General features: G+C 76.1%; 27 protein-coding genes. 11 read left to right on the top strand and 16 right to left on the bottom strand.

All coding sequences use genetic code 11. The annotated features are described in order from the left end of the window. Nucleotide 1 precedes the first annotated feature (1 nt). Both purQ and purS read right to left on the bottom strand, forming a co-directional pair. Nucleotides 2–700, bottom strand: coding sequence for a phosphoribosylformylglycinamidine synthase subunit PurQ (purQ, locus tag AC2TDM_RS02435; RefSeq protein WP_484635722.1), 699 nt, complete (start codon nt 698–700; stop codon nt 2–4). Then, on the bottom strand, nt 700–987 hold the full coding sequence (gene purS / locus AC2TDM_RS02430) for a phosphoribosylformylglycinamidine synthase subunit PurS (protein WP_090033108.1): 288 nt from the start codon (nt 985–987) through the stop codon (nt 700–702). Before purS ends, purQ begins: the two co-directional genes overlap by 1 nt. A 66-nt stretch (nt 988–1053) precedes the next feature. On the opposite strand from purS, the gene AC2TDM_RS02425 reads away from it, so the two are divergent. From AC2TDM_RS02425 to AC2TDM_RS02405, 5 genes are all read left to right on the top strand, one after another. Then, on the top strand, nt 1054–2607 hold the full coding sequence (locus AC2TDM_RS02425; protein ID WP_484635721.1) for a cryptochrome/photolyase family protein: 1554 nt from the start codon (nt 1054–1056) through the stop codon (nt 2605–2607). An 82-nt stretch (nt 2608–2689) separates the two neighbouring features. Further along, the gene (locus tag AC2TDM_RS02420) at nt 2690–3613 is read left to right on the top strand and encodes an NADP-dependent oxidoreductase (protein WP_090033106.1); all 924 of its coding nucleotides are present in this window, start codon (nt 2690–2692) and stop codon (nt 3611–3613) included. An 85-nt stretch (nt 3614–3698) separates the two neighbouring features. Continuing rightward, complete coding sequence (locus tag AC2TDM_RS02415) at nt 3699–4034, top strand: YnfA family protein (protein WP_090033105.1); 336 nt, start codon at nt 3699–3701, stop codon at nt 4032–4034. A gap of 229 nt (nt 4035–4263) precedes the next feature. Next, a complete protein-coding gene (locus AC2TDM_RS02410; RefSeq protein ID WP_484636374.1) occupies nt 4264–5067 on the top strand; it encodes a DNA/RNA non-specific endonuclease in 804 nt (267 codons plus the stop codon). Then, nucleotides 5064–6098 (top strand): asparaginase domain-containing protein, encoded by a 1035-nt coding sequence (locus AC2TDM_RS02405; RefSeq protein WP_484635720.1) that lies wholly within the window; start codon nt 5064–5066, stop codon nt 6096–6098. Before AC2TDM_RS02410 ends, AC2TDM_RS02405 begins: the two co-directional genes overlap by 4 nt. Before the next feature lie 94 nt (nt 6099–6192). Here AC2TDM_RS02405 and AC2TDM_RS02400 read toward each other — a convergent pair whose 3' ends face one another. The 9 genes from AC2TDM_RS02400 to AC2TDM_RS02360 form a co-directional block, all read right to left on the bottom strand. Beyond that, nucleotides 6193–7068, bottom strand: coding sequence for an ABC transporter ATP-binding protein (locus AC2TDM_RS02400; protein ID WP_484635719.1), 876 nt, complete (start codon nt 7066–7068; stop codon nt 6193–6195). Beyond that, nucleotides 7065–8114: a FecCD family ABC transporter permease gene (locus AC2TDM_RS02395; RefSeq protein WP_484635718.1), complete on the bottom strand. Its 1050-nt coding sequence runs from the start codon at nt 8112–8114 to the stop codon at nt 7065–7067. Before AC2TDM_RS02395 ends, AC2TDM_RS02400 begins: the two co-directional genes overlap by 4 nt. Further along, nucleotides 8111–9181 (bottom strand): FecCD family ABC transporter permease, encoded by a 1071-nt coding sequence (locus tag AC2TDM_RS02390; protein ID WP_484635717.1) that lies wholly within the window; start codon nt 9179–9181, stop codon nt 8111–8113. The genes AC2TDM_RS02395 and AC2TDM_RS02390 overlap by 4 nt, the downstream gene beginning before the upstream one ends. A gap of 19 nt (nt 9182–9200) precedes the next feature. Beyond that, a complete protein-coding gene (locus AC2TDM_RS02385; protein WP_090033099.1) occupies nt 9201–10253 on the bottom strand; it encodes an ABC transporter substrate-binding protein in 1053 nt (350 codons plus the stop codon). A gap of 80 nt (nt 10254–10333) precedes the next feature. Continuing rightward, complete coding sequence (locus tag AC2TDM_RS02380; RefSeq protein WP_203708732.1) at nt 10334–11263, bottom strand: phosphoribosylaminoimidazolesuccinocarboxamide synthase; 930 nt, start codon at nt 11261–11263, stop codon at nt 10334–10336. Continuing rightward, complete coding sequence (locus AC2TDM_RS02375; protein WP_090033098.1) at nt 11260–11667, bottom strand: hypothetical protein; 408 nt, start codon at nt 11665–11667, stop codon at nt 11260–11262. The genes AC2TDM_RS02380 and AC2TDM_RS02375 overlap by 4 nt, the downstream gene beginning before the upstream one ends. Nucleotides 11668–11716: 49 nt before the next feature. Further along, complete coding sequence (gene purD / locus AC2TDM_RS02370; protein ID WP_484635716.1) at nt 11717–12985, bottom strand: phosphoribosylamine--glycine ligase; 1269 nt, start codon at nt 12983–12985, stop codon at nt 11717–11719. Nucleotides 12986–13185: 200 nt separating this feature from the next. Then, a complete protein-coding gene (locus AC2TDM_RS02365) occupies nt 13186–14469 on the bottom strand; it encodes an adenylosuccinate synthase (protein WP_484635715.1) in 1284 nt (427 codons plus the stop codon). A gap of 171 nt (nt 14470–14640) precedes the next feature. Then, the gene (locus AC2TDM_RS02360; protein WP_484635714.1) at nt 14641–15066 is read right to left on the bottom strand and encodes a DUF3151 domain-containing protein; all 426 of its coding nucleotides are present in this window, start codon (nt 15064–15066) and stop codon (nt 14641–14643) included. 185 nt (nt 15067–15251) lie between these two features. Here AC2TDM_RS02360 and AC2TDM_RS02355 point away from each other — a divergent pair, with 185 nt between their 5' ends. Together AC2TDM_RS02355 and AC2TDM_RS02350 are read left to right on the top strand one after the other, a co-directional pair. Continuing rightward, nucleotides 15252–15674 (top strand): STAS domain-containing protein, encoded by a 423-nt coding sequence (locus tag AC2TDM_RS02355; RefSeq protein ID WP_090033231.1) that lies wholly within the window; start codon nt 15252–15254, stop codon nt 15672–15674. A gap of 125 nt (nt 15675–15799) precedes the next feature. Then, complete coding sequence (locus AC2TDM_RS02350) at nt 15800–16198, top strand: STAS domain-containing protein (protein ID WP_484635713.1); 399 nt, start codon at nt 15800–15802, stop codon at nt 16196–16198. A gap of 73 nt (nt 16199–16271) precedes the next feature. Here the strand turns inward: AC2TDM_RS02350 and fbaA are convergent, their stop codons facing one another. Then, the gene (gene fbaA / locus AC2TDM_RS02345) at nt 16272–17294 is read right to left on the bottom strand and encodes a class II fructose-bisphosphate aldolase (RefSeq protein ID WP_484635712.1); all 1023 of its coding nucleotides are present in this window, start codon (nt 17292–17294) and stop codon (nt 16272–16274) included. A 143-nt stretch (nt 17295–17437) separates the two neighbouring features. Between fbaA and AC2TDM_RS02340 the strand changes: the two genes are divergently transcribed. Both AC2TDM_RS02340 and AC2TDM_RS02335 read left to right on the top strand, forming a co-directional pair. Continuing rightward, nucleotides 17438–19894, top strand: a complete 2457-nt coding sequence (locus AC2TDM_RS02340; RefSeq protein WP_484635711.1) for a glycosyl hydrolase family 95 catalytic domain-containing protein — start codon at nt 17438–17440, stop codon at nt 19892–19894. Between the two features lie 656 nt (nt 19895–20550). Beyond that, nucleotides 20551–21165: a PP2C family protein-serine/threonine phosphatase gene (locus tag AC2TDM_RS02335; protein ID WP_484635710.1), complete on the top strand. Its 615-nt coding sequence runs from the start codon at nt 20551–20553 to the stop codon at nt 21163–21165. A gap of 25 nt (nt 21166–21190) precedes the next feature. Here the strand turns inward: AC2TDM_RS02335 and AC2TDM_RS02330 are convergent, their stop codons facing one another. Both AC2TDM_RS02330 and purT read right to left on the bottom strand, forming a co-directional pair. Continuing rightward, nucleotides 21191–21865 carry a TrmH family RNA methyltransferase gene (locus tag AC2TDM_RS02330; RefSeq protein WP_484635709.1) on the bottom strand — a complete coding sequence of 225 codons (675 nt, stop codon included), beginning with the start codon at nt 21863–21865 and terminating at the stop codon, nt 21191–21193. Further along, nucleotides 21862–23082 (bottom strand): formate-dependent phosphoribosylglycinamide formyltransferase, encoded by a 1221-nt coding sequence (gene purT, locus AC2TDM_RS02325; RefSeq protein ID WP_484635708.1) that lies wholly within the window; start codon nt 23080–23082, stop codon nt 21862–21864. The genes AC2TDM_RS02330 and purT overlap by 4 nt, the downstream gene beginning before the upstream one ends. Before the next feature lie 83 nt (nt 23083–23165). Between purT and AC2TDM_RS02320 the strand changes: the two genes are divergently transcribed. Together AC2TDM_RS02320 and AC2TDM_RS02315 are read left to right on the top strand one after the other, a co-directional pair. Then, the gene (locus AC2TDM_RS02320) at nt 23166–23909 is read left to right on the top strand and encodes a VTT domain-containing protein (RefSeq protein WP_484635707.1); all 744 of its coding nucleotides are present in this window, start codon (nt 23166–23168) and stop codon (nt 23907–23909) included. Between the two features lie 35 nt (nt 23910–23944). Continuing rightward, nucleotides 23945–24685 carry an HAD-IIA family hydrolase gene (locus AC2TDM_RS02315; RefSeq protein ID WP_484636373.1) on the top strand — a complete coding sequence of 247 codons (741 nt, stop codon included), beginning with the start codon at nt 23945–23947 and terminating at the stop codon, nt 24683–24685. Nucleotides 24686–24691: 6 nt separating this feature from the next. Here the strand turns inward: AC2TDM_RS02315 and pyrE are convergent, their stop codons facing one another. Together pyrE and AC2TDM_RS02305 are read right to left on the bottom strand one after the other, a co-directional pair. Next, nucleotides 24692–25267 (bottom strand): orotate phosphoribosyltransferase, encoded by a 576-nt coding sequence (gene pyrE / locus AC2TDM_RS02310; protein ID WP_090033081.1) that lies wholly within the window; start codon nt 25265–25267, stop codon nt 24692–24694. Nucleotides 25268–25276: 9 nt separating this feature from the next. After that, on the bottom strand, nt 25277–26044 hold the full coding sequence (locus AC2TDM_RS02305; RefSeq protein WP_090033223.1) for an SDR family NAD(P)-dependent oxidoreductase: 768 nt from the start codon (nt 26042–26044) through the stop codon (nt 25277–25279). Nucleotides 26045–26078 lie beyond the last annotated feature (34 nt).

Raw genomic sequence — 26078 nt, 5'->3', positions numbered from 1 at the left:
CTCAGCCGACGAGCGCGTGCAGGACGGACGTGAAGAACCCGAGCCCGTCGGTGCCGGTCCGCGGGCCGCGGGGCCCGTCCGGCCCGAAGCCGGCCTCCACCGCGTGCTCGGGGTGCGGCATGAGCCCGACGACGTTGCCGGCGGCGTTGCTGATCCCCGCGATGCCGCGGCGCGAGCCGTTGGGGTTGACGCCCTCGTAGCGGAACACGACGCGGCCCTCGCCCTCGAGCTCGTCGAGCGTGCGCTCGTCGGCGACGTACTGGCCGTCCTGGTTCTTCAGCGGCACGGTGATGTGCTGGCCGTCGGCGAAGTCCCGCGTCCAGGCGGTCGACGCGTTCTCCACCACGAGCTCCTGCTCGCGGCACACGAAGTGCAGGTGATCGTTCTTCACCATCGACCCGGGCAGCAGGTGCGCCTCGGTGAGGACCTGGAAGCCGTTGCAGATGCCGAGCACCGGCAGGCCCTTGCCGGCCGCGTCGACGACCTCGCCCATGACGGGCGCGAACCGGCTGATCGCCCCGGCCCGCAGGTAGTCCCCGTAGGAGAACCCGCCCGGCAGCACGACCGCGTCGACCCCGTGCAGGTCGGCGTCGGCGTGCCACAGCGCGACCGGCTCGCCGCCGGCCAGGCGGACCGCGCGCGCGGCGTCGCGGTCGTCGAGCGTGCCGGGGAAGGTGACGACCCCGATGCGGGTGGCCATCAGGCCAGCCCGGCGGAGGCGGTGGTCGCGGCGGCGTCCGCCTCGATGTCGGCGACCCGCACGACGTCCTCGATGACGGGGTTGCTCAGCACCTGCTCGGCGGCGCGCGCGGCGGCGTCGAGCACCTCGGCGGTCACCGGGCCCTCGACCTCGAGCTCGAACCGCTTGCCCTGGCGCACGGAGGTGAACTGCCCGAAGCCGAGGCGCGGCAGGGCGTTGGCGACGGCCTTGCCCTGCGGGTCGAGGATCTCCGGCTTCGGCATGACGTCGACGACGACTCGTCCCACGGGTGAGCTCCCTGCTGCGCGGCGGGTGGGGGTGGCGATGGGGATGCCCCAGGGTACCGAGCCGCTGTGGCAGCCCTGAACGGGCGTCCGGCCCACGGGCAGGCGGGTGGCGGCGGGCCGTGGGAGCGTCGCAGCATGGCCCGGCCGGTGCGCCTCGTGCTCCCCCACCAGCTGTTCGCGGAGCACCTCGACGTGCCGCGCGGCACCGTCCTCGTCCTCGTCGAGCACGACCTGCTGTTCCGCCAGTACGCGTTCCACGCCCAGAAGCTCGTGCTGCACCGTGCCGGCATGCGGCGGTTCGCCGAGCGGCTGCGCGCCGCCGGGCACGACGTCGAGGTCGTCGAGAGCCGCGCGGACCGGTCCAGCCACGACGGCCTCGTCGCCCTGCTGCGGCGCCTGCGCCCCACCGGGGTGAGCGTCGTCGACGTCGTCGACGACTGGCTGGGCCGCGACCTGTCCGCCGCGCTGGAGGAGGCCGGGCACCGCCTGCGGCCCGACGAGGTGCTGGAGTCGCCCGGATTCCTCACCACGCGCAGGCAGCTGGCCGACGCGCTCGGCGGCAGCCGCAGCCGCGCGCGCATGCAGCACTTCTACGCCTGGCAGCGGCGGCGCCTCGACGTCCTCGTGGACGGCGACGAGCCCGCCGGCGGCCGCTGGTCGTTCGACGAGGAGAACCGCCGCTCGCTGCCCGCGCACGTCGTCGTGCCGGCCGTGCCGCCGGTCGCGGAACGGCGGCACTCCGAGGTCGAGGCCGCGATCTCCTGGGTGCGCGACGAGTTCCCCGACGCCCCGGGCGACCCGGACGCCTTCGCCTGGCCGACGAGCCACGAGGAGGCGGCGGAGTCGTTCGAGGTCTTCCTCGACGAGCGCTTCGGCCTCTTCGGCCCCTACGAGGACGCCATCTCCGCGCACCACGACACGCTCTTCCACTCGCGGCTGACGCCGTCGCTCAACACGGGCCTCGTGTCCCCGGCGCACGTCGTCGAGCGCGTGCTGGAGGTCGCCGAGCGGGACGGGGTGCCGCTGCCGACCGTCGAGGGGTTCGTCCGCCAGGTCATCGGGTGGCGGGAGTACATGCGCGGGACCTACCACCTGTGGGGACGGCGGCTGCGCACGGGCAACCGGCTCGGGCACACGCGTCCGCTCGCGCCGGGCTGGTGGGACGCCACGACGGGCCTCGAGCCGGTGGACCTCGTGGTGCGGCGGGTGCTGGACAACGGCTGGGCGCACCACATCGAGCGGCTCATGGTGCTGGGCAACGCGATGACGCTGCTGCGCACCGACCCCGACGACGCCTACCGCTGGTTCATGGAGATGTTCGTCGACGCCTACGACTGGGTGATGGTGCCGAACGTGTACGCGATGAGCCAGTTCGCCGCCGGGGAAGCGGTGACGACCAAGCCGTACGTGTCCGGCAGCGCGTACCTGCGGCGCATGTCCGACATCCCGGCGGGGCCCTGGACGGCGGAGTGGGACGCGCTCTACTGGACCTTCGTCCGCGACCACGCCGACGTGCTCGGCCGCAACGCCCGCTCGCGCGTCATCACGCAGGCCTACGACCGGATGGCACCGGCGACGAAGGCGGGGCACACCCGACGCGCGGCGACCTGGCTGTCCTGACGGGCGCGCGGCCGACGGGCCCGGCGCGCGCGGTGGAGCCCCGCCGGGAACACGACCGGCCCCGCCGTCCGTTGCGCCCGGCATGAGAGCTGTCGCCTACCACCGCTTCGGCGGACCCGAGGTCCTCGAGACCGTCGACCTGCCCACCCCCCTCGTCGGCCCGGACTCCGTGCTGGTCCGCGTGCGCGCCGCGGGCGTCAACCCCGTCGACTGGAAGGTGCGCCAGGGCCACCTGCAGGGGCTCCTGGACCACGTGTTCCCGGTCGTGCCCGGCTGGGACGTCGCGGGCGTGGTGGAGAAGGTCGGCCTCGACACCCCCGAGTTCCAGGTGGGCGACGAGGTCGTCGGCTACGTGCGCAAGGACGTCATGCACGGCGGGACGACCGCCGAGCTCGTCGCCGCGCCCGTGCGCACGCTGGCGCGCAAGCCGGAGAGCCTGTCGTGGGCGGAGGCCGGGGGCCTGCCGCTCGCCGGGCTGACCGCCTACCAGGCGCTGCGGCGGCTGGGCGTCGGCGAGGGCGACACCGTGCTCGTGCACAACGCGGCCGGTGGCGTCGGGTCCTTCGCCGTCCAGGTGGCCCGGGCCTTCGGCGCGCGGGTCATCGGCACGGCCTCCGAGCGCAACCACGAGCGCGTCCGCGGGTTCGGCGGCGAGCCGGTGCCCTACGGCGACGGGATGGTCGAGGCCGTGCGCGCGCTGGTGCCCGGCGGGGTGGACGCGGTGCTCGACCTCGTCGGTGGCGGCGTCGCGACGACGACGTCCGACGTGGGGACCGCCGGCGTGCGGCTGGCGTCGGTGGCGGACGGGTCCGTGACGCAGCTCGGCGGCGCCTACGTGTGGGTGCGCCCGGACGCGGCGGACCTGGCCGCGCTCGGCGCGCTGGCCGACGAGGGCCGGCTCACGGTCCCGGTCGCCGCGACGTTCGGGCTCGAGCAGACCGCGGACGCCCACCGCCTCTCCGAGGAGGGGCACGCCGCGGGCAAGGTCGTCGTCACGGTCGACTGACGCCCGCGGTCGGCACGGTGCTCGCGGCCGGGCGTCGCCGGCCGGTGCCGGCCGGTGCCGGCCGCGGCACCCCTACCGTGCGTGCATGAGCGTCCTCGCCTCCGTCGCCCTGTTCGTGGCCGCCGCGCTCGCCGAGATCGGCGGCGCCTGGCTGGTGTGGCAGGGGGTGCGCGAGCACCGGGGCTGGGTGTGGATCGGGGCGGGCGTCGTCGCGCTGGGCCTGTACGGATTCGTGGCGACGCTGCAGCCCGGGGCGCAGTTCGGGCGGATCCTCGCCGCCTACGGCGGGGTGTTCGTCGCGGGGTCGCTGGTATGGGGGATGGTCGTCGACGGGTACCGGCCGGACCGGTTCGACGTCGTCGGGGCGCTCGTGTGCCTCGTCGGCGTCGCGGTGATCATGTACGCGCCGCGCGGCGGCTGACCGGGTCGGTGCGGGTCCCTGAGGGTCCGTGGGGCCCGTGTCGGTCCCGGTCGCTAGCGTGCGACGCGTGGCCTCCTCCCCCGGCGCGACGCCGACGCCCGTCACCGATCCCGTCACCGCTCACGTCACCGTGCCCGTCGACGGGCCCGTGCCCGGGTCCGGCCCCGTGGTCCCGCACGCCGACGAACCCCTCGGCCACGACCCCGGCTTCCTCGGGGACGCACCCGCGCTGGCCGTCCCCCTGCCCGTGCCCGCCCAGCGCGTGCGGGAGCTGCCGGCCACGCACTTCACCGTGCTGCTGGACCCAGTCCGGCGCCTGGCCGCGGCGACGGTCGTGGACGTCGACGGCGCGTCCCTGGTCGACGTGCCGCGCGGCGACGACTGGCGGCTCGACGAGCGCGTGCCGGCGGACGAGCAGGCGGGTCCGGAGCTGTACTCCCGCAACGACCTCGACCGCGGGCACCTCGTGCGTCGCCGGGACCCGGTGTGGGGCCCGCCGGCCGTGGCCGCGCGCGCCAACGCCGACACCTTCCGCTACCCCAACGCCGCCCCGCAGGCGTCCCGCTTCAACCAGGGCGAGGACCTGTGGGTCGGCCTCGAGGACCACGTGCTGGCGTACGCGCGGGCGGAGCGGAGCCGGCTCGTCGTGCTCACCGGCCCCGTGCTCGCCGACGACGACCCGGTCTACCGCGGCATCGGCATCCCCCTGCTGTTCTGGAAGGTCGCGGCGTGGGCGGAGGGGGACCGCGTGCGCGCCCTCGCGTTCGTGCTCGACCAGGAGCCCGCGCTCGACGAGGACGAGCTGCGGGCCGGACGCGCACGGGCCCAGGCCGCCGACGAGCCCCCGCCGCTGGGGCCCTTCCGCACGTTCACCGTCCCCGTCGCGGACGTCGCGGCGCGCACGGGCCTGGGGCTCGGTCCGCTCGTGGCGGCCGACGTGCAGGCGGGCGCCGTCGTGCCCGCCACCGTGCCGACGCGCGAGGACTGGCTGCCCCTGCACACCGCCACCGACGTCGAACGGCTGCTCGCGTGAGCGCTCGGGTCCTGCTCCTCACGCTGGGCGGCACCATCGGTTCCTCGCGGCCGGCGGGCGGCGCACCCGACGCGGGCGTCGTGCCGACCTCCGGCGCCGCGCTGCTGGCGCGCGAGCTGGAGCCCTGGCTGGCGGGCGTCACGCTCGTCCCGCACGAGCTGCGGCTGGCCCCCTCGCCGTCCCTGCTGCTCGACGACGTCCTGGCCGTCGCCCGGGCGGTCCGTGCGGCGACGGCGGACACCACCGACGGCGGGTTCGCCGGGGTCGTCGTGTCCCAGGGCACGGACACGCTCGAGGAGACGGCGTTCGTGCTCGACGTGCTGGGCGCGGCGCGGGACCTGCCGGTCGTCGTCACGGGCGCCATGCGGGACCGGGAGGCCCCGGGCACGGACGGACCGGCCAACCTCGTGGCGGCGGTCGACGTGGCCGCGTCCCCGGCCGCACGGGGGCACGGGGTCCTCGTCGCCTTCGCCGACGCCGTGCACGCCGGCCGGCACGTGCGCAAGGAGTCGTCGACGCACACCTCGGCGTTCACGTCGGCGCCGTGGGGTCCCGTCGGGCACGTGCACGAGCGGGTCCCGCACCTGCCGCTCGTCGCCCAGCCCGTGCCCCGGCTCGCGGCGGCCGACGCGCTGCTGGCGGCGCCGCCCGGGGGCTGGCCCGCGGTCGCGCTGGTCGGCACCGGCCTCGGCGACGACCTGCGGCTCCTGCCGCACCTCGCCGCGCTGGGCTACGCCGGGGTCGTGGTCGAGGGGATGGGTGGCGGCCACGTCGCCGCGGTGGCCATGGAGCACGTGCGCGACGCGCTGGCGCACGGGCCGGTCGCCGTCTGCAGCCGCGCGGGCGTCGGGCCCACGCTCCGGCGGACCTACGGCTACCCCGGCGGGGAGATCGACCTGCTCGGCGCGGGCGCGCTGTGGGGCGGCCTGCTCACCGGCGCGAAGGCGCGGCTGCTGCTCGCCCTGTGCCTGCGGGCCGGGCTGTCGGGCGACGCGCTGCGCACGGCGTTCGAGGCGCTGGCCGCAGCCTGACCGCCCGCCCGGCCACTCCGCCTCCTCCGTCCAGCCCGCCCACCCCGCCCACCCCGCCAGGGTGCAGCGGTCGGCGCGGCGGGCAGCGCGCGCCTCAGACCGCTGCCGGCCGGGGACCCGGCCGACGCGGAACGACCAGCGGCGTGCCCGTCTCCGGGTCCGGCACCACCCGGCAGGGCAGCCCGAACACGTCCTCGACGAGCGCCTCCGTCACGACCTCCGCCGGCGGTCCCTGGGCGACGACGCGGCCGTCGCGCAGGGCGACGAGGTGGGTCGCGTACCGCGCGGCCTGGTTGAGGTCGTGCAGCACGGCGACGAGCGTGCGGCCCTCCTCGTGCAGGCGGGCGAGCAGCTCCATGACCTCGACCGCGTGGGCGATGTCGAGGTAGGTGGTCGGCTCGTCGAGCAGCAGGAGGTCGGTCTCCTGCGCGAGGGCCATGGCCAGCCAGACGCGCTGGCGCTGGCCGCCGGACAGCTCGGCCACGGGCCGCTCGGCCAGGTCGGCCACCTCCGTGGCCGCCATGGCGGCACCCACGGCCGCGGCGTCGGCCGTCGACCACGGCCGCAGGACCCGCTGGTGCGGGTAGCGCCCGCGCGCGACGAGGTCCGCCACCGTGATCGCCTCGGGGGTCACGGGGCTCTGCGGCAGCAGCGCGAGGCGGCGGGCGACCTCCTTGGGCCGCTGCTCGGCGATCGGGCGGCCGTGCAGCAGCACGTGCCCGTCGCGCGGGCGCAGGGTCCGCGCCAGCGCCCGGAGCAGCGTGGACTTGCCGCAGCCGTTGGGGCCGATGACGACGGTGAAGGACCCGGCGGGCACCTCGAGGGTCAGGTCGTGGACGACGACGCGGTCGTCGTAGGCCAGCGTCAGCCGCTCCGCGACGAGGGGTGCGGCTCGCCCCGCCGGACCCGTCGCCGTGCCGGTCGTCGTGCCTCTCGTCGTGCCGTTCGTCGCACCCGTCCACCGCGTCATGCCGAGGCCCTCCGCCACTCCCGCACCAGCAGGTACGCCAGGTACGCGCCGCCGAGGGCGCCGGTCACCACGCCGACCGGGTAGGGCGTGCCGGGCACGGCCCGCTGCGCCACCTGGTCGGCGACGACGAGCAGCGCCGCGCCGGTGCACCCGGCCGCCGCCAGCCCGGGCCCCGCCGCCCGCGTCAGCCGCCGCGCCACCTGCGGCGCCGTCAGCGCGACGAACGCCACGGGCCCGCAGACGGCCACCGCCGCCGCGGTGAGCAGCACCGCGAGCACGACCCCGGCGGTCCGGACGTGCGCCGGGGGGACGCCGAGGGCGGTGGCCGACTCGTCGCCCATCTCCACCAGGCCGAGCGGGCGGCTGAGCGCCAGGGCGGCGGGCAGCAGCAGCACCACGGCCGCACCGACGAGCAGGACGTCGTCCCAGCCGCGCGCCGCGAGCGAGCCGTAGATCCAGGCTGCGACCTCGAGCGCGTCCTCGCGGGTCGCGCGCGCCAGGGCGGTCTCGACGAAGGCCAGCGCCATCGCCCCGACGGCGATCCCGACGACGACCATCCGGAAGGGCGAGGCGAACCCGCGACCCGACCCGAGGAAGACCGCCGTGATGGCGATGCCGGCCCCGATCAGCGCGCCGACCGGCACGGGCACGGCACCGGGCCAGACGAGTCCCGCCGCCGCGGCGCCGGCGGCCGCCCCCGAGCCGAGGCCGATGACGTCCGGGCTGCCGAGGGGGTTGCGGGTGACGGACTGCAGGAGGGCGCCGGCGACGCCGAGGGCGAGCCCGGCCAGGGCCCCGACCGCGACGCGCGGCAGCCGGTCGGAGAGCACCACGAAGCGCTGGATGCGCGTCCCGCCGCCGCCGAGCACCTGCGCGACCTCCGGCAGCGCGAGGCCGAGGCGGCCCAGCGTGAGCGCGGCGAGACCCGCGGCGGCGGCGACGAGCAGGGCACCCACCCCGACCGCGACGGACCGGCGCCGCGTCGCGTGCCCGGGACGGCGGACGGGCCCGTCGGCCGGGGCCGGGCGCGTGGCGAGGGCGCTCATGCCGCCACCCGACCGCGTCGCACCGCGGCGACGAGGAACGGCGCGCCGACGAACGCCGTCACGGCCCCGACGACCAGCTCCCCCGGCCGCGCGACCACCCGGCCGACGACGTCGGCGGCCAGGACGAGCACCGGCCCGAGCAGGGCGCAGTAGGGCAGGAGCCACCGGTGGTCGGGGCCGGTGAAGCCCCGCACGACGTGCGGCACGGCGAGCCCGACGAACCCGATCGGACCCGCCGCGGCGACGGCGCCGGCGACGAGCAGCGTCGCGGCCACCAGCCCGAGGACGCGTGTGGCGCCGGGTCGCAGGCCGAGCGCGGTGGCGGCCTCGTCGCCGAGCGCGAGGGCGTCGAGCGGACGCGCCAGGGCCAGGGCCAGCACGAGCCCGGCGGCGACGAACGGCAGCACCTGCCCGACGACCGCGGGATCCCGCCCGGCGAGGGACCCGAGCACCCACGCGCGGTAGGCGTCGAAGACGGTGGGGTCCGCGAGCGAGACCGCCTGGATGACGGCGCCCAGCACGGCGCTGACGGCGGCGCCGGCCAGCACGAGCCGCACCGGGCCCGCCCCGCTGCGGCCGGCCCGGGCCCCGCCGGACCCGACGAGCTGCACGACGACCGCTGCGAGCAGGGCCCCGGGCACCGCCGCCCACGGCGTGCGCCCGACCCCCGCTCCCGCCACCGCCGTGAGGACGACGATCGACGCCGCCGCCCCCGCGTTGACGCCGAGCAGCCCGGGGTCGCCGAGCGGGTTCCGGGTCAGGCCCTGGATGAGCGCGCCGGAGACGGCCAGCGCGGCGCCGACGAGCAGACCCAGCAGGGTCCGCGGCACCCGGGAGGCCACCACGGTCGCCTGGAAGGACCCGTCGGGCGCGACGAGCGCCGTCCAGACAGCGGCGAGCGGAACGCCCCGCGCCCCGACGGCGATGCTCAGCCCGGCAGCGAGGACCAGGGCCGCCCCCGCCACCAGCAGCCCGGCGGCGAGCAGGCCCGTACGCCCCCGCGGGCGGCGCACCGCGGGGGCGGCCGGGGCGGGTGCCCCGGCCGCCCCCGCGGAGGGTGCCGTCACGACCACGCGGTGCCGGGCGTCAGAGCTTCTCGGCGGCGGCGGTGATCATCGGCACGTAGGCGTCGACGGCCCACGGGATGCCGAGCGGCGTGGCGGTGGAGACGGCCATGCCGAGCTGGCGGTCGAGCATGGGCACGTACGCGCCGGACTGCACGGCCGGGATCTGCGCGAAGAGCTCCTGGCCCTCCGTGGCCTGCTGCTCGGCCTCGTCGTTGAACCAGGTGAAGAGCAGCTGGGCGTCGGCGAGCCGGTCCGCGTTCTCCAGGCCGAGCGACGCGGTGAAGGTCCCCTCGTCGGGCTGCAGCGCCGCCACGGACGGGGCGACGGTCAGGCCGAGCTGGGTGAGGAACTCCACGCGCGTGTCGCCCGGCATGTACACGGTGAGGGCCCCGGGCTGGGTGCCGGCGTAGACGTAGGCGAACGACACGCCCTGCAGCTCCGGGTGCGCCGCGACGGCCTCGTCGATGGCGGCCTGGCGCTCGTCGAGCAGCTCCTGGGCACGCTCGGGGACGCCGAGGGCGGTCGCGGCGATCTCGACCTGCTCCTCGATCGGGGTCTGCCACGGCTGCTCGGGGTACGCCACGACCGGGACGACCTGCGAGAGCTGGTCGAAGACGTCCTGCTCGAGGCCCGACTGCGGCGCCAGGACGAGGTCCGGCTCGAGGGCCAGCACGGCGTCGACGTCGAGCTCCGGGTACATGGCGATGGTCTCGGGCAGCTCGGCGCCCTGCTCCTCGACGGCGTCGCGGAACCACGGGTGGTAGCCGTCCTCGTCGCCGCCCCACGTGTCCTCCTCGATGCCGACGGGCACCGTGCCGAGGCCGAGGGCGATGTCGTCGGCGCCCCAGCCCAGGGTGACGACGCGCTCGGGCTTCGCCTCTATCGTCGTCGGGCCGAGCGCGCCCTCGATGGTGACGGGGAACGCCGCGTCGCCACCGGCACTCGACGATGCGGCCGGCTCGGCGGAGCCGGCGCTGCTCGAGCCGGCGTTGTCGGTGCCGCCGCAGGCGGCGAGGGCGAGGGCGACGGCGGCGACGAGGCCGGCGGACGCGCTGCGGCGCAGGTGGCGCACGGGAGCTCCCGGGAGGTCGAAGGGGGCGGAGAGTGAGGGAAGCCTAACCTTCTCCCACCACCCCTTCGACCATGCCTCCGTCACAGCGCGAGCGCACGACCCGTCAGCCGCTCGAACGCCTCGAGGTACTTGTCCCGGGTCCGCGCGACGACGTCGTCCGGCAGGGGCGGCGGGGGCGCGTCCGACGCCCGGTCCCACCCCGACGCCGGGGAGGTCAGCCAGTCCCGCAGCACCTGCTTGTCGACGCTCTCCTGCGCCCGCCCCGGCTCCCACGTCGCTGCCGGCCAGAACCGCGAGGAGTCGGGGGTGAGCACCTCGTCGCCCAGCGTGAGGGCGCCGGTGACCGGGTCCGTGCCGAACTCGAGCTTCGTGTCGGCCAGGACGAGCCCGCGCTCCCGCGCGATGCCCTCGGCCCGGGTGTAGACCGCGAGCGTGAGGTCCCGCAGCTGCGCCGCGAGGTCCGCGCCGACGGTGGCGGCCACGGTCTCGAACGGGACGTTCTCGTCGTGCTCGCCGACGGCGGCCTTCGTCGCCGGGGTGAACACGGGTTCGGGCAGCCGGGAGCCGTCGAGCAGGCCCGGCGGCAGCGGGATGCCGGTCACGGAGCCGGAGGCGCGGTACTCCGCCAGCCCGGACCCGGTGAGGTAGCCGCGCGCGACGCACTCCACCGGCACCATGTCCAGGCGGCGGCACACCATCGCGCGCCCGGCCACCGCCGCGGGCACCGGGACCGGGAGCACGTGGTGCGGGACGAGGTCGGCGAGCTGCTCGAACCACCACAGGCTGAGCTGGGTCAGGACGACGCCCTTGTCCGGGATGCCGGGGCTGAGCACGTGGTCGTAGGCGGAGACCCGGTCCGAGGCCACGACGAGCACGACGTCGCCGTGGGCGGCGACGAGGGCGCGGCCCGCCTCCCCCTCGTCCGGCTCGTACAGGTCGCGGACCTTGCCGGAGTAGGTGTGCCGCCAGCCCGGCAGCGCGCCGACGACGGGCACCCCGACGCCCGTCACCCCAGGTCCGCGTCGTGCAGCGCGTCGGGCACGGGCAGCCCGACGAGGCGCAGCAGCCGCTCGACGGTCTCCTCGACGAAGACGTCCTGCGGGTCCTCGACGCCCTCCTCGGCGAGGAGCGCGCGCACCTCGCCTGGCTGCACGTCGTCGTGCCCGACCTCGGCGGCCCAGGCGGCGAAGGCCTCGGCCTCGCCCGCGAGGTCCACCGGCTCGCTCTCCGCCGGGTCGTCGTAGTAGTCGCGCGGCTGGTAGCCGAGGTAGAAGCGGCCCAGCCCCTCGGGCGCGGGCCGGTAGGTCACGGTCGCGAGGTCGCTCTCGTGCACCTCGATGGTCAGGCTCGGCTCGTCCGCGGGGTCCCCGCCCCACTCGCCGCCGCCGTACGTCAACGTCTCGGAGCCGCTCACGACCCTCCCCCTCCGTCCGTGGCCGGGCGCCGTCGCGGCCCGACCGCCGTCAATCCTGCGACGCCGCCGCCGTCAGCGCGATGTCCGTCCGGTGGTGCGACCCGGGCAGGCCGACCCTCCCGACCCCGGCGTAGGCGGCCTCCCGCGCACCGGCCAGGTCCACCCCGACGCCGACGACGGACAGGACGCGCCCGCCCGCGGCGACGAGGGTCGCGTCGTCCGCCTGTGCCGTGCCGGCGTGGAGGACGTGCACGCCCGGCACCGCCGCCGCCTCGTCGAGCCCCGTGATCGCGTCCCCGGACCGGACCGTGCCCGGGTACCCGTGCGCGGCGACGACCACGGTGACCGCCGCCTCGTCGCGCCACTCCAGGGGCGGGAGCGCGGCGAGCGTGCCCGTCGCGGACGCCTGCAGGACGCCGGCCAGCGGCGTGGCGAGCCGGGCCAGCACCACCTGCGTCTCGGGGTCGCCGAACCGGGCGTTGAACTCGATGACGCGCACCCCCCGCCACGTCAGGGCGAGGCCGCAGTACAGGACCCCGGAGAAGGGGGTGCCGCGGCGGGCCATCTCCGCGACCGTCGGGCGCGCGACCTCGCGGACGACGTCGTCGACGAGCGTGGCCGGCGCCCACGGCAGCGGCGAGTAGGCGCCCATGCCGCCCGTGTTCGGGCCGGCGTCCTGGTCGTGCGCGCGCTTGAAGTCCTGCGCCGGGACCAGGGGCACGACGTCGGTCCCGTCGGACAGGACGAACAGCGAGATCTCGGGGCCGTCGAGGTACTCCTCGACGACGACACGGCCCCCGGGCTTGGCGAGGCACGCGGCGGCATGCGCCAGGGCCCCGTCGCGGTCGTCGGTGACGACGACGCCCTTGCCGGCCGCGAGCCCGTCGTCCTTGACGACGTAGGGCGGGCCGAACGCGTCGAGCGCGGCGGCGACCTCCGCCTCGTCGAGCGCCACGCGGGCCTCGGCCGTGGGGACGCCGGCGGCCGCCATGACGTCCTTGGCGAACGCCTTGGAGCCCTCGAGCTGCGCGGCCGCGGCCGAGGGGCCGAAGGCGGCGATCCCGGCGGCGCGCACCGCGTCCGCGACGCCGGCGACCAGGGGCGCCTCGGGCCCCACGACGACGAGGTCCACCCCGAGCCGCGCCGCCAGGGCCGCGACGGCCTCCCCGTCGAGCGGGTCGACCGCGTGCAGCGTGGCCAGCGCGCCGATCCCCGGGTTGCCCGGGGCGGCGTGCAGGGCCCTGACGGCCGGGTCCTGGTGCAGCGCGCGGACGAGCGCGTGCTCGCGGGCGCCGGTGCCGACGACGAGGATCCTCACGCCGCCGGAGCCTAGCGGGGCCCCCCGACACCCCCGTCCCGCCGTCCGCGCAGGACCACGAGCTCCGTCCGCGGGCGACGAGGACGAGAGGGTGCGTGTCGACGTCCCGGACGTGGGTCGTCGGCGAGCAGCACACCACCTGGGCGGACACCGACCTGACGGCGGTCGTCGTGCAGCGGGGCGCCCCCCGCGGCTGATCGCTAGAGCAGCTCGTGCCGGACGATCGTGGCCTCGCGCCCGGGTCCGACGCCGATCGAGGAGATGCGCGTGCCGGACATCTGCTCGAGCTCGAGGAGGTAGCGCTGGGCCGCCTTCGGCAGGTCGTCGAACTCGCGGGCGCCGCTGATGTCCTCGCTCCAGCCGTCGAGGTGCTCGTAGACCGGCTTCGCGTGGTGGAAGTCGGACTGGTCGTCGGGCATCTCGTCGACGCGGCGGCCGTCGACGTCGTACGCGACCGCCACGGGGATGCGGTCGCGGCCCGTGAGCACGTCGAGCTTCGTGACGACGAGGTCCGTCAGGCCGTTGATCCGGCTGGCGTACCGGGCGACCACCGCGTCGTACCAGCCGGTGCGCCGGGGGCGGCCGGTCGTCGTGCCGTACTCGCCGCCGGTGCTGCGCAGCCACTCGCCGTCGTCGTCGAACAGCTCGGTCGGGTACGGGCCCTCACCGACGCGCGTGGTGTACGCCTTGGCGACGCCGACGACGCGGTCGATCCGCGTCGGGCCGATCCCCGACCCCGTGCAGGCACCGCCGGCCGTGGCCGACGAGGACGTCACGAACGGGTAGGTCCCGTGGTCGATGTCGAGCATCGTCGCCTGCCCGGCCTCGAAGACGAGCGTCTTCCCCTCGTCGAGCGCGCCGTTGAGCAGGAGCGGGGTGTCGGCGACGTGCGGGCGCAGCCGCTCGGCGTGCCGCAGCAGGTCCTCGACCGTCTCCTCGACGGTGATGGCGCGGCGGTTGTAGACCTTGAGCAGCAGGTGGTTCTTCTGGTCGAGGGCGCCCTCGACCTTCTGCCGCAGGATGTTCTCGTCGAACAGGTCCTGGATCCGCACCCCGACGCGGTTGATCTTGTCCGCGTAGGCCGGGCCGATCCCGCGGCCCGTCGTGCCGATGCGGCGCTTGCCGAGGAACCGCTCGGTGACCTTGTCCAGCGTGCGGTGGTAGGGCGCGATGACGTGCGCGGCCGACGACACGACGAGCCGGTCGGTGGCGACCCCGCGGGCCTCCAGCGCGTCGACCTCGGAGAACAGCACCTCGAGGTCGATGACGACGCCGTTGCCGATGACGGGCACGACCCCGGGCGACAGGATCCCCGACGGCAGCAGGTGCAGGGCGTACTTCTCGCCGCCGATGACGACCGTGTGCCCGGCGTTGTTGCCGCCGTTGAACTTCACGACGTAGTCGGTGCGATCGCCGAGCTGGTCGGTCGCCTTGCCCTTGCCCTCGTCGCCCCACTGGGCGCCGAGCACCACGACGGCGGGCATGTCCTCACCACTTCCGGGTCTGCGGATGGTCTCGCGTCTGCGCGTCCTGCCCTCGCGGGCGGCGTCACGCCGCTGGTCCCGGGCAGCGGGGGCGTGCTCGCCCCCGCGCCCAGCCATGCTACCGAACGGCCCGTCGGCGTCCTGGGCCTCCGCCGGCTGGGCCCCGGCCCGTCAGTCGCGCAGGGCCATCACCTCGTCCGCGCTCGTGCCGCTGTCGACGAGGAACGTCCGGCAACGGGTCGCCTCGTCGTCCTCGCCGATGGCCTCGGCGGCCTGCGCGAGCGCCAGCAGGGCGCGCAGAAAACCCTGGTTGGGCTCGTGGGCGGCGGGCACGGGGCCCTGGCCGCGCCAGCCTGCGCGGCGCAGGGCGTCCAGCCCGCGGTGGTAGCCGGTGCGGGCGAAGGCGTAGGCGGCCACGGCGTCCGTGGCCAGGGCCTGCTCGGCCAGCAGCGCCCACGGCAGGCTCGCCGAGGGCGCCGTCCGGGCGGCGGCACGGGCGTCGTCGCCCGCGGCCAGCGCCGCGCGGGCCGTCGCGTCAGGTCCTTCGGCGGGCAGGAGCGTGGGCGCGGGACCGCCCAGGAGGTTGTCGTGGCTCATGGGTGCGACGGTACTGCGGACGGGAGACGCCGCTCCCGTACCGCGCAGGGGTGACGCCGCCCCGGGCGGCGCCCCTGCACGTGCGGACCCCGGGGGCCGCTCGTACGCTGACGGGCGCCGGAGGCCCGACCGCCGGCGCCGGGCCCTCCCTGACGTCCCGGCCCTGCCGAGCCCGGGACGTGCGCGTGATCCAGATCTCGACGTCGCCGACGACGACGACGCTGACGGTCACCGGAGACCTCGACCTCGGCCAGCGCGACCAGTTCCCCGAGGTGACGGCCCGCGTCGGGTCCCTGCGGCGTCAGCTCCTCGTCGTCGACATGTGCGGTGTGACGTTCCTCGACTCCACCGGAGCCGCGTTCCTCATCTCCCTGGCGGACGGCGGCCGGCGGCGCGGGGCCGCCACCGTGCTGCGCGGCGCCGCGGCGCGGGACCTCTTCGTGCTCGAGATCTGCGGCGTGCTCGACATGTTCCGGCTCGACACGCAGCACCGCTGCCCCGAGACGCCCGACGACGGGACGCCGCCCGGGGGGACGCCCGTCGAGGAGGACGTCGTCGCGCCGCAGGCCGACGCCGCACCCGCGGGTGTTGACCGGCCCCACCCGTGATCCCGTAGGTTTCCACGCAGGCACCACCGCCACGCACCCGCACAGAGCCCGGCACAGAGCCCGGCACAGAGCCCGGCACAGAGCCCCGCACAGAGCCCCGCACAGAGCCCCACGGAACGGACGTCATGTCAGACAGCAGCACGCAGCCGGGGAACGGCGCACCGGACGGCTCGGACGTCACGGTGGGTGAGCCGGGGTCGGTGCACGTCATCACCGAGCAGGACCGGACGGTCATCGTCCTGTCGGGCGAGATCGACGCGGACCTCAGCCCCGAGCTGGGCGAGGCCACGGCCGAGGCGGAGGAGCGCGGCCTCCCCGTCGAGGTGGACGCCCACCACGTCACCTTCATGGACTCCTCCGGCGTCGCGTTCCTCGCGCGCCTCTCCATGCGCAGCAAGCACCGCGTGCGCCTGCTGCGCGTCCCGCCGACGGTGCGGTTCCTCCTCGACGTCACGAAGATCGGCGAGCTGCTCGACGTCGTCGACGAGCCGACCAGCGGCGCGGAGAGCTCGCCCGTCGGCTGACCGACGCCACGCACGCCGGAAGCCCGGTCCCCCTCGGGGGACCGGGCTTCCGTCGTCGAGCGAGCGGCGGTGGTCAGCCGATCTTCTGGCCCGCCGAGCGGAGCTGCTGGCACGCCTCGACGATGCGCTGCGCCATGCCGGCCTCGGCCAGCTTGCCCCAGGCGCGCGGGTCGTAGGCCTTCTTGTTGCCGACCTCGCCGTCGATCTTCAGCACGCCGTCGTAGTTCTGGAACATGTGCGTGACGACCGGACGCGTGAACGCGTACTGCGTGTCGGTGTCGATGTTCATCTTGATGACGCCGTTGTCGACGGCCTCGCCGATCTCCTCCGCAGTGGAGCCGGACCCGCCGTGGAAGACGAGGTCGAACGGGTTCTCCTTGCCGATCTCGGCGCCGACGGCCTTCTGGATGTCCGCGAGGATCGACGGGCGCAGCTTGACCGCACCCGGCTTGTACACGCCGTGCACGTTGCCGAAGGTGAGCGCCGTCAGGTAGCGGCCCTTCTCACCGGCGCCGAGGGCCTTGACCGTCGCCAGGCCGTCCTCGGCCGTCGTGTACAGCTTGTCGTTGATCGCGGCCTCGTGGCCGTCCTCCTCGCCGCCGACGACGCCGACCTCGATCTCGAGGATCGTCCGGGCGGCCTGGGACAGCTCGAGGAGCTCCGCGGCGATGACGAGGTTCTCGTCCAGCGGGATGTCCGAGCCGTCGAACATGTGCGACTGGAACGTCGGGTTCTCGCCGCGCTTGACCTGCTCGGCCTCGAGCGCCAGCAGCGGGCGCACCCACGAGTCCAGGTTCTTCTTCACGCAGTGGTCGGTGTGCAGCGCGATCGTGACGCCGTAGTTCTTCGCCACCTCGGTCGCGTAGGCCGCGAGCGCGAGGGAGCCGGACACGCGGTTCTTGATCGTCGAGCCGGAGGCGTACTCGGCACCGCCCACGGAGACCTGGATGATGCCGTCCGACTCGGCCTCGGCGAAGCCCTGGATGGCGGCCGTGACGGTCTGCGACGAGGTGATGTTGACCGCCGGGTAGGCGAACGAGCCGGCCTTGGCGCGGTCGATCATCTCGGCGTAGACCTCGGGGGTGGCGATGGGCATCGCGGGCATCTCCTGCGTGTCGGTGGTGGGGGTGGCTCCGGCGCGGCGGTCCGCCGACCGGTCTGCCCCCGAGTCTGGCACGTCCCGTGCGGAGATGACCGGGACGTCCTGCCCAGCGGTCGGGCCGTCGTAGCGTGCTGCCCGTGACCGCCGACGCCGACGTCAGCCCGCTGGACCTGCCGCCGCTGCCGGCCGGGCCGCACGTGCTGGTCCACACCTTCCCCGCGCGGGCCTTCGAGGAGGCCTTCCCCCTCGGCAACGGGTCCCTGGGTGCCATGGTGCTCGGCGACGCGCGCCACCTGACGCTCGCGCTCAACGACGACACCGCGTGGTCCGGCAGCCCCGCGTCCCAGGACGAGCCCGGGCTGCCCACGCCCGACGAGGCCGCGGCGGTCCTGGCGCGCACGCGGGCGCTGGTCGACGCCGGTGACCTCGTCGCCGCGACGGACGCGCTGCGCGCCCTGCAGCACCGCCACAGCCAGGCCTACCTGCCGTTCGCCGACCTCGTCGTCGAGGTGCTGGGTGCGCCGGAGAGCCTGACGCCGGGTCCCGCCGTGCGACGGACCCTCGACCTGCGCACCGCCACGCACCTGACCGCCGAGGGACCCGCCGACGACCCCGCCGTCGCGCACCGCACCTGGGTGAGCGCCCCCCACCGCGTGCTCGTCCACGAGGTGGCCACCCGCGCGCCGCAGGACGTGCGCCTGTCCGTGTCCAGCCCGCTGCGCGTGCTGGGGGCGACGGACGGCGCGGACGGGCTCGTGCTCCACCTCCAGCTGCCCGCCGACGTGGCGCCGACGCACGACGACGTGCCCGACCCGGTCCGCTACGACGACCGCCCCGGCGCCTCCCTGCGCGGCGCCCTCGTCGCCCGCCTGCAGCACGACGGCACCGCGCGGCGCGACGACGACGGCCGCCTCGTCGTCGCCGGCGCCACGCGGCTCGTCGTCGTCCTGGCCACGGCCACCACCTCCGCCGGCCCCCTGCAGACGCCGCGCGGCGACGCCCGGGACGCGGCGGCCACAGCCCGCGACCGGGTCGACGCCGCGCTGGCGGCCGGGGTCCCCGCGGTCCGCCGCTCCCAGCTCCACGACCACGACGCGCTCTACGGCCGGGCCGAGCTCACGCTCGACGACGCCGTCACCGGCGGCGACACCGCGGAGCGGCTGCTGGCCGTGAACGGTCCCGACGGGGCCGACCCCGCGCAGGACCCGACGCTGCTCGCGACCCTCTTCCACCTCGGGCGCTACCTGCTGATCTGCTCCTCGCGCCCCGGCACGCTGCCCGCCACCCTGCAGGGCATCTGGAACCGGGAGCTGCAGCCGCCGTGGAGCTCGAACTACACGACGAACATCAACGTCCAGATGGCGTACTGGCCGGCGGGCCCGACGAACCTCGCCGAGACGGAGGAGCCGCTGCTGGACCTCGTCCGGGCGATGGCGGTCACCGGAGCGCGCACCGCCCGCCGCCTGTACGGCGCCGGCGGCTGGGCGGCCCACCACAACAGCGACGCCTGGGCGTACACGCTGCCCACCGGCCACGGGCGCCACGACCCCAAGTGGGCGGCGTGGCCCCTGGCGGGGTTGTGGCTCGTGCGGCACGTGGCGGACCACGCCTCCTTCGCTCCCGACGACGCCCTCCTCGACGACATGGCGGACGTGCTGCGCGGGGCCGCCGCCTTCGCCCTGGACCTGCTGGTGCGCGACGCCGACGGGCTGTGGGGCACCAACCCGTCCACCTCGCCGGAGAACGACCTGCGCACCGCCGACGGTCGGGTCGCCTCCGTCGCCGCCTCGTCCGCGGTCGACCTCGACCTCGTGCGCGGCCACCTGCAGCTCGTCGTGCGGGAGGCCGACCGGCGCGGGACGTCCGACGACGACCCCGTCGTGCGCCGTGCGCGCGCGGTCCTGCCCGCGCTGCGCCGGCCCGCCGCCGGCCGGTCCGGGGCCCTCGCGGAGTGGGCCGGCGACCACGAGCAGGTCGACCCGCACCACCGGCACCTGTCCCCGCTGGTGGACCTGTTCCCCGGCAGCCCCACGGAGCTCCCGGGTCCGGCGTGGCTGGCCGCGGCGGAGCGGTTCCTCGACGAGCGCGGCGACGAGGCGACGGGCTGGTCGCTGGCGTGGAAGCTGGCGCTGCGGGCCCGCCTGCGGCAGCCGGCGGCGGTCGACCGTCTCCTGCGCCTCGTGCTGCGCGACATGACGACGGACCGCGGCGGCACGAGCGGCGGGCTCTACCCGGACCTGCTCGCGGCGCACCCGCCGTTCCAGCTCGACGGCAACCTCGGCGTCACCGCCGCCCTGGCCGAGGCGCTCCTGCAGTCGCACCGCGGGGAGGTCGAGCTGCTGCCCGCGGTGCCGGCCGCGCTGCGCGCCGGCACGGTGCGGGGCCTCGTCGCCCGGCCGGGCGTGGAGGTCCGGGTGAGCTGGGACCGGGACGACGAGGGACGGGTGCGCGTGCGGGGGGCCGCCCTGCGGGCGCAGCACGCCCGGGCGGCGGGGGAGCACCGGGTCGTCGTCGGCCACCGCGCCGCCGTCGTCGTGCTGCCGCTCGGGGTCGAGGTCGAGGTCGACGCGCTGCGCGGCGCGTCCGCCGGGTAGCGCGCACCGGAGGTCCCGCCGCCCCGGCGGATGGCGCGACCGCGTCCTCCGTACGGTGGCGGGATGACGAGCGACGACACCCTCACCCTGCGGGTGCTGCGCACGTTCCTCGACGAGGTCCACCTCGCCACCCCCGACGACGTCGCGCGGGTGGCCGACGACGCGGCGCGGCTGCTCGGCTGGCGGGCGCGGCTGTGGGTGACCGACTTCGAGCAGCGCCTGCTCGTGCCCGTGCCGACCACGGAGCTGCCGCCCGCGGAGCCGGTGGGAATCGACGGCACGCTCGCCGGGCGGGCCTTCCGCCGGGTCACCCCCGTACCCGTGCCCGGCGAGCCGCCCGTGCTGTGGCTCCCCCTGCTCGACGGGGTCCACCGGTTCGGGGTGGTCCAGTACGAGCTGGCGGCGGGCGTCTCCCCCGACGACGCGGACGTCCGCGACCGGGCCGCCCTGCTCGCGCACCTCGTCGGGCACCTGCTCGCCGCGAAGGACGCCTACGGGGACACCCTGCACGTCGTCGGGCGCCGCCGGCACCGGTCCGTGGCCACCGAGCTGCTGTCGGGGCTCCTGCCACCCCTGACCTTCGGGTGCCCAGGGCTCGTCGTGTCCGGGCTGCTGGAGCCCTGCTACGAGGTCGCCGCGGACGCCTCGACTATGCCGTGCAGGACCGGACGGCCTACCTGGCGGTGCTGGACGCGGCCGGCCACGACCTGCAGGCGACGCTGGCGGTCTCGGTCGCGGTCGCCGCCCTGCGCAACGCGCGCCGCGAGGGCCGGACGTTGTACGAGACCGTCACGGGGATCGAGGAGGCCCTGCAGGAGCAGTGGCACGGCGAGACGTTCGTGACCGCCGTCCTCGCCGAGCTCGACCTGCCCACCGGGCGCCTGCGGTACGTCAACGCCGGCCACCCGGCCCCGCTGCTCATGCGCGACCGCAAGGTGGTCAAGCGCCTGGAGGGCGGCCGCCGCATCGTCCTCGGGCTGGGCCACGGGGAGCTGGAGGTGGCCGAGGAGTGGCTGCAGCCGGACGACTGGCTGGTCCTGCACACCGACGGGATCACCGAGGCGCGCGGACCCGACGGCACCTTCTTCGGCGTGGACCGGCTCGTCGACCAGCTCGCGCGGTCGGCGGCCAACGGCGAGCCCGCCCCCGAGACGCTCCGGCAGGTGGTGCACGCCGTGCTCCGCCACCAGGAGGGTCGGCTCCAGGACGACGCCACGCTGCTCGTCGCCCAGTGGTCGTCGGGCGAGGAGCGGGAGATGCACGCCCGCTGAGCCGGCATGCGCGGCGGTCGGGCGCCTAGGCCGGCGGCGGTCCCGCGTGCTGCACGACCCAGGCGTGCATCGCGATCGCGGCGGCCGCGCCCGCGTTCAGCGAGCGCGTGGAGCCGTACTGCGCGATCCGGAGCACGGCGTCCGCGCCCGCGACGGCCTCCGCGGACAGGCCCGCGGACTCCTGCCCGAGCAGCAGGACGCACGCGCGCGGCAGCGCCCGGCCCTCCAGCGGCACCGACCCCGGCACGTTGTCCAGGCCCAGCACCGGCAGCGGCGCGCCCCCCGGCCCGCCCGTGCGCGCCCACGACAGGAGGTCGGCCACCGTCGCGTGGTGGTGCACGTGCAGGTAGCGGTCGGTCACCATGGCGCCGCGGCGGTTCCACCGCCGCCGGCCCACCACGTGCACCCCGGCCGCGTTGAACTCGTTGGCCGTGCGGACCACCGAGCCGATGTTGAGGTCGTGCTGCCAGTTCTCCACGGCGACGTGGAAGGGGTGCCGGCTCCGGTCGAGGTCGGCCACCACCGCCTCCACCGTCCAGTACCGGTAGCGGTCGACGACGTTGCGCCGGTCCCCCTCGGCCAGCAGGACCGGGTCGAGGCGCGGGTCGTCGGGCCAGGCGTCTGGGCCCCCGGGCCAGGGCCCGACGCCGACCTCGACGCCGACCCGAGGCTCGTCCGTCCCCCCGCCCGTGCCGCTCACGCCGGGTCGAGGTGCACGACGAGGCGCGCGGCCGCCTCGCGCGCCCGCGCCCGGGCCTCGTCGACGTCCGCGCCGCGCGCGAGGGTGACCGCCACGCGGCGGTGCCCTGCCACCACCGGCTTGCCGAACAGCCGCACCTGCGCGGTCGGCACGGCGAGCGCCGCGTCGACCCCCTCGAACCGCGGGACCCCGTGCCCCTCCGCCAGCACCGCGCACGACGCCGCCGCCCCCTGGCCGTCACCGGCGCCCAGCCGCAGCACCTCGCCCGCCGGCAGCCCCAGCACCGCCCGCGCGTGCAGCGCGAACTCCGACAGGTCCTGCGAGACGAGCGTGACCAGCCCCGTGTCGTGCGGCCGCGGTGACACCTCGCTGAAGAGCACCCGCTCCCCCACGACGAACAGCTCGACGCCGAAGAGCCCCCAGCCCCCGAGCGTGTCGGTCACGGCGACGGCCACCCGCTGCGCCTCGGCCAGCGCCGCCGCGGGCAGGGCCGCCGGCTGCCACGACTCGCGGTAGTCCCCGTCCACCTGCACGTGCCCGACGGGGTCGCAGAACGACGTGCCGCCGGCGTGCCGCACCGTGAGCAGCGTGATCTCGGAGTCGAACTCCACGAAACCCTCGACGATCACCCGCACCGCCGCTCCGCCGCCCGCCCCGGCCCGACCGCCGGACTGCGCCGCCTCCCACGCGCCGGCCAGGTCGTCGGGCGTGCGGACCACGGACTGCCCCTTGCCCGACGAGGACATGACCGGCTTGACCACGCACGGCAGCCCCAGGGCCGCCACGGCGTCGGCGAGCCCCTCCGGCGAGTCCACGAACCGGTAGGGCGAGGTCGGCAGCCCCAGCGTCTCGGCCGCCAGCCGCCGGATGCCCTCGCGGTCCATCGTCAGGCGCGTCGCCCGGGCCGTGGGCACCACGCGGACGCCCGCGGCCTCGACCTCGGCCAGCACCGCCGTGGCGATGGCCTCGATCTCGGGGACGACCACGTCGGGGCGCTCCTCGTCGAGCACGGCGCGCAGCGCGACCGGGTCCAGCATGTCCACCACCCGGGCGCGGTGCGCGACCTGCATGGCCGGCGCCCCGGCGTAGCGGTCGACGGCGACGACCTCCACGCCGAGGCGCTGCAGCTCGAGGGCGACCTCCTTGCCCAGCTCCCCCGCGCCCAGCAGCAGCACCCGCGTGGCCCCCGCCGTCCCCGGCGTCCCGATCGTCGTCACGGGCCCATCGTGGCCCACGTCCTCACGCGATCCCCATCACGTCCACACCGCGCGCACGTGTCCGGCCCGTACCCTCGGGGACCATGCTGACGACCGCCCTGGCCGGCCTCACGAGCGCCGCCGTCCCCGCCCTCGGGCCCGGCTTCCTCGACCCCGACAACCTCATCTCCTCCTTCGGGACGGCCGCCATCATCGGCATCGTCGCCGTGGTCTTCATCGAGACCGGGCTGCTGTTCCCGTTCCTGCCGGGCGACTCGCTGCTGTTCACCGCGGGCGCGCTGGTGGCGCAGGAGCAGCTCGACTTCCCCATCTGGCTGCTGTGCGTGCTGCTGTTCGTCGCCGCCTTCGCGGGGGACCAGGTCGCCTACCTCATCGGGCGGACGCTCGGCCCGAGGGTCTTCGACCGGCCGGACTCGCGGTTCTTCAAGCGCGCGTACATCGACCAGACGTACGCCTACTTCGAGAAGTACGGCGGGCGGACCATCGTCGTGGCGCGGTTCGTGCCCTTCGTGCGGACCTACGCGCCGGTCGCGGCCGGGGTCGGGCGGATGTCCTACCGGCACTTCGTCACGTGGAACGCGCTCGGCGCGCTCCTGTGGGGCGTGGGCGTGACGCTGCTGGGCTTCGCGCTGGGCACCATCCCGTTCGTGAAGGAGAACATCGAGGCGCTGCTGGTCCTCGTCGTCCTCGCCTCGCTGGTGCCGATGGCCGTGGAGATCCTGCGCGCCCGCCGCGACCGGCGCCGGGAGGCCGCCGCCGCGGCCGCCGCGCTGGCCGAGGCCCCGCTCGGCCCGGCCGCCGAGGCCGTCGACGGGACGCTGCGGTGACCTCCGTGCGACCCGTCGCGGCCTGGCTGTCCGACATGGACGGCGTCCTCATGCACGAGGGCGTCGCGCTGCCCGGCGCCGCGGAGTTCATCGCGGCGCTGCGGGAGAAGGAACGGCCCTTCCTCATCCTCACGAACAACTCCATCTTCACGCCGCGGGACCTGTCGGCGCGGCTCGCGGCGGCCGGCCTCGACGTGCCCGAGGAGTCCCTGTGGACCTCGGCGCTGGCGACCGCGCGGTTCCTGTCCGACCAGGTGCCCGGCGGCAGCGCCTACGTCGTCGGCGAGGCCGGCCTGACCACCGCGATGTACGACGCGGGCTACACGCTCACGGCCGCGCGTCCGGAGTTCGTCGTCCTGGGCGAGACGCGGACGTACTCCTTCGAGGCCATCACGCAGGCGATCCGGCTCATCCAGAACGGCGCCCGCTTCATCGCGACGAACCCCGACGTGACGGGCCCGTCCGCCGACGGCGACCTGCCGGCGACCGGCGCCGTGGCCGCGATGATCACCGCCGCCACGGGCCGCAAGCCGTACTTCGTGGGCAAGCCGAACCCCATGATGATCCGCTCGGCGCTCAACCGGATCGACGCGCACTCCGAGACGGCCGCGATGGTCGGCGACCGCATGGACACCGACGTCCTGGCCGGCCTCGAGGCAGGGCTGCAGACGTTCCTCGTCCTGACCGGCTCCACCCGGCGCGATGACGTCGAGCGCTACCCCATCCGCCCGACGGAGATCCTCCCGTCGATCGCCGAGGTCACCGCCTACGTCTGAGGCGCACTACACCAGGCCGAGGTCCGCCAGGTCGAACAGGTGGTGGTAGGGCACGCCCAGCGCCTCGATCTTCTCCTTGGCACCCGTCGCCCGGTCGACCACGACCGCCACGCCGAGCACCTCGGCGCCCGCCTCCCGCGCCGCCTCGACCGCGGCGATGGGGGACGCGCCCGTCGTGGAGGTGTCCTCCAGGACGACGACGCGCCGACCGGCGACGTCCGGGCCCTCGATGCGGCGCTGCATCCCGTGGGCCTTGGCCTCCTTGCGCACGACGAACGCGTCCAGGTCCTGCCCGCGGGAGGCGGCGGCGTGCAGCAGCGCCGTGGCCACGGGGTCGGCGCCGAGCGTCAGCCCGCCCACGGCGTCGACCTCCGCGGTGCCCAGCCCGACCTCCTCGAGGTGGTCCAGCAGCACGTGCCCGACGAGCGGCGCCGCGCGGTGGTGCAGCGTCACGCGCCGCAGGTCCACGTAGTAGTCGGCCTCGCGGCCGGAGGACAGCGTCACGCGGCCGCGCACCACGGCGAGCTCGGCGATGAGCGCGCGGAGCTGCTCGCGCGGGGAGGCGGCGGTCGAGGTCGTCACGCCCGCAGGCTAGCGGCGCAGCCCCAGCCGGCGCCGCCCGACCGCCCGGACCACCCAGCGCGGCGTCACGCGCAGCGCCGCCGACAGAGCCTGGTACCGCAGGCTCGGCGTCGACACGACGAGCCCGCGTCGCACGTCCGCGAGCGCCCGCGCCACCACGTCCTCCGCGTCGAGCCACGCCACCTCGGGCAGGGAGCTGACGTCGAGCCCCTCCCGCGCGTGGAACTCGGTGTGCGTCAGCCCCGGGCACAGCGCGGTGGCGGTCACGCCGGTCCCCGCCAGCTCGACCGCCAGCCCCTCCGTGAAGGTGCGGACCCAGGCCTTGTGCGCCGAGTACGTGCCGCCGGCCAGCAGCGCCGCCACGGACGCGACGTTGAGGACCGCGCCGCGCCCGCGCGCCACCATGGCCCCCGCCGCCGCGTGCGACAGCACGAGGACGGCGCGCACCATGACGTCCAGGGCCTGCTCCTCCTTCGCCAGGTCGCCCCCGACGAACCGCTGGCCCAGCCCGTGGCCGGCGTTGTTGACCAGCAGGCCGACCGGTCGCTCGTCGGACCGCAGCCGCTCGGCGACGCGGTCGACCCCCTCCCGCGTCGCGAGGTCCGCGACGAGCACCTCGGCGTGCACCCCGGCGGCCGCCTCGAGCTGCCGCGCGAGCCGGGTCAGGCGCTCGGCGTCGCGCGCGACGAGGACGAGGTCGTGCCGGGCCGTGGCGAGCTGCCAGGCGAACTCCAGCCCGAGGCCGGCGCTCGCGCCGGTGACGAGTGCGGTACCCATGCCGCCCACCCTACGGACCCGCGCTGAGGGCTAC

The sequence above is a fragment of the Cellulomonas sp. plas2 genome (assembly GCF_057221735.1).
The sequence above is the reverse complement of the archived record's forward strand: the minus strand, read 5'-3'. Positions and strand labels throughout refer to the sequence as shown.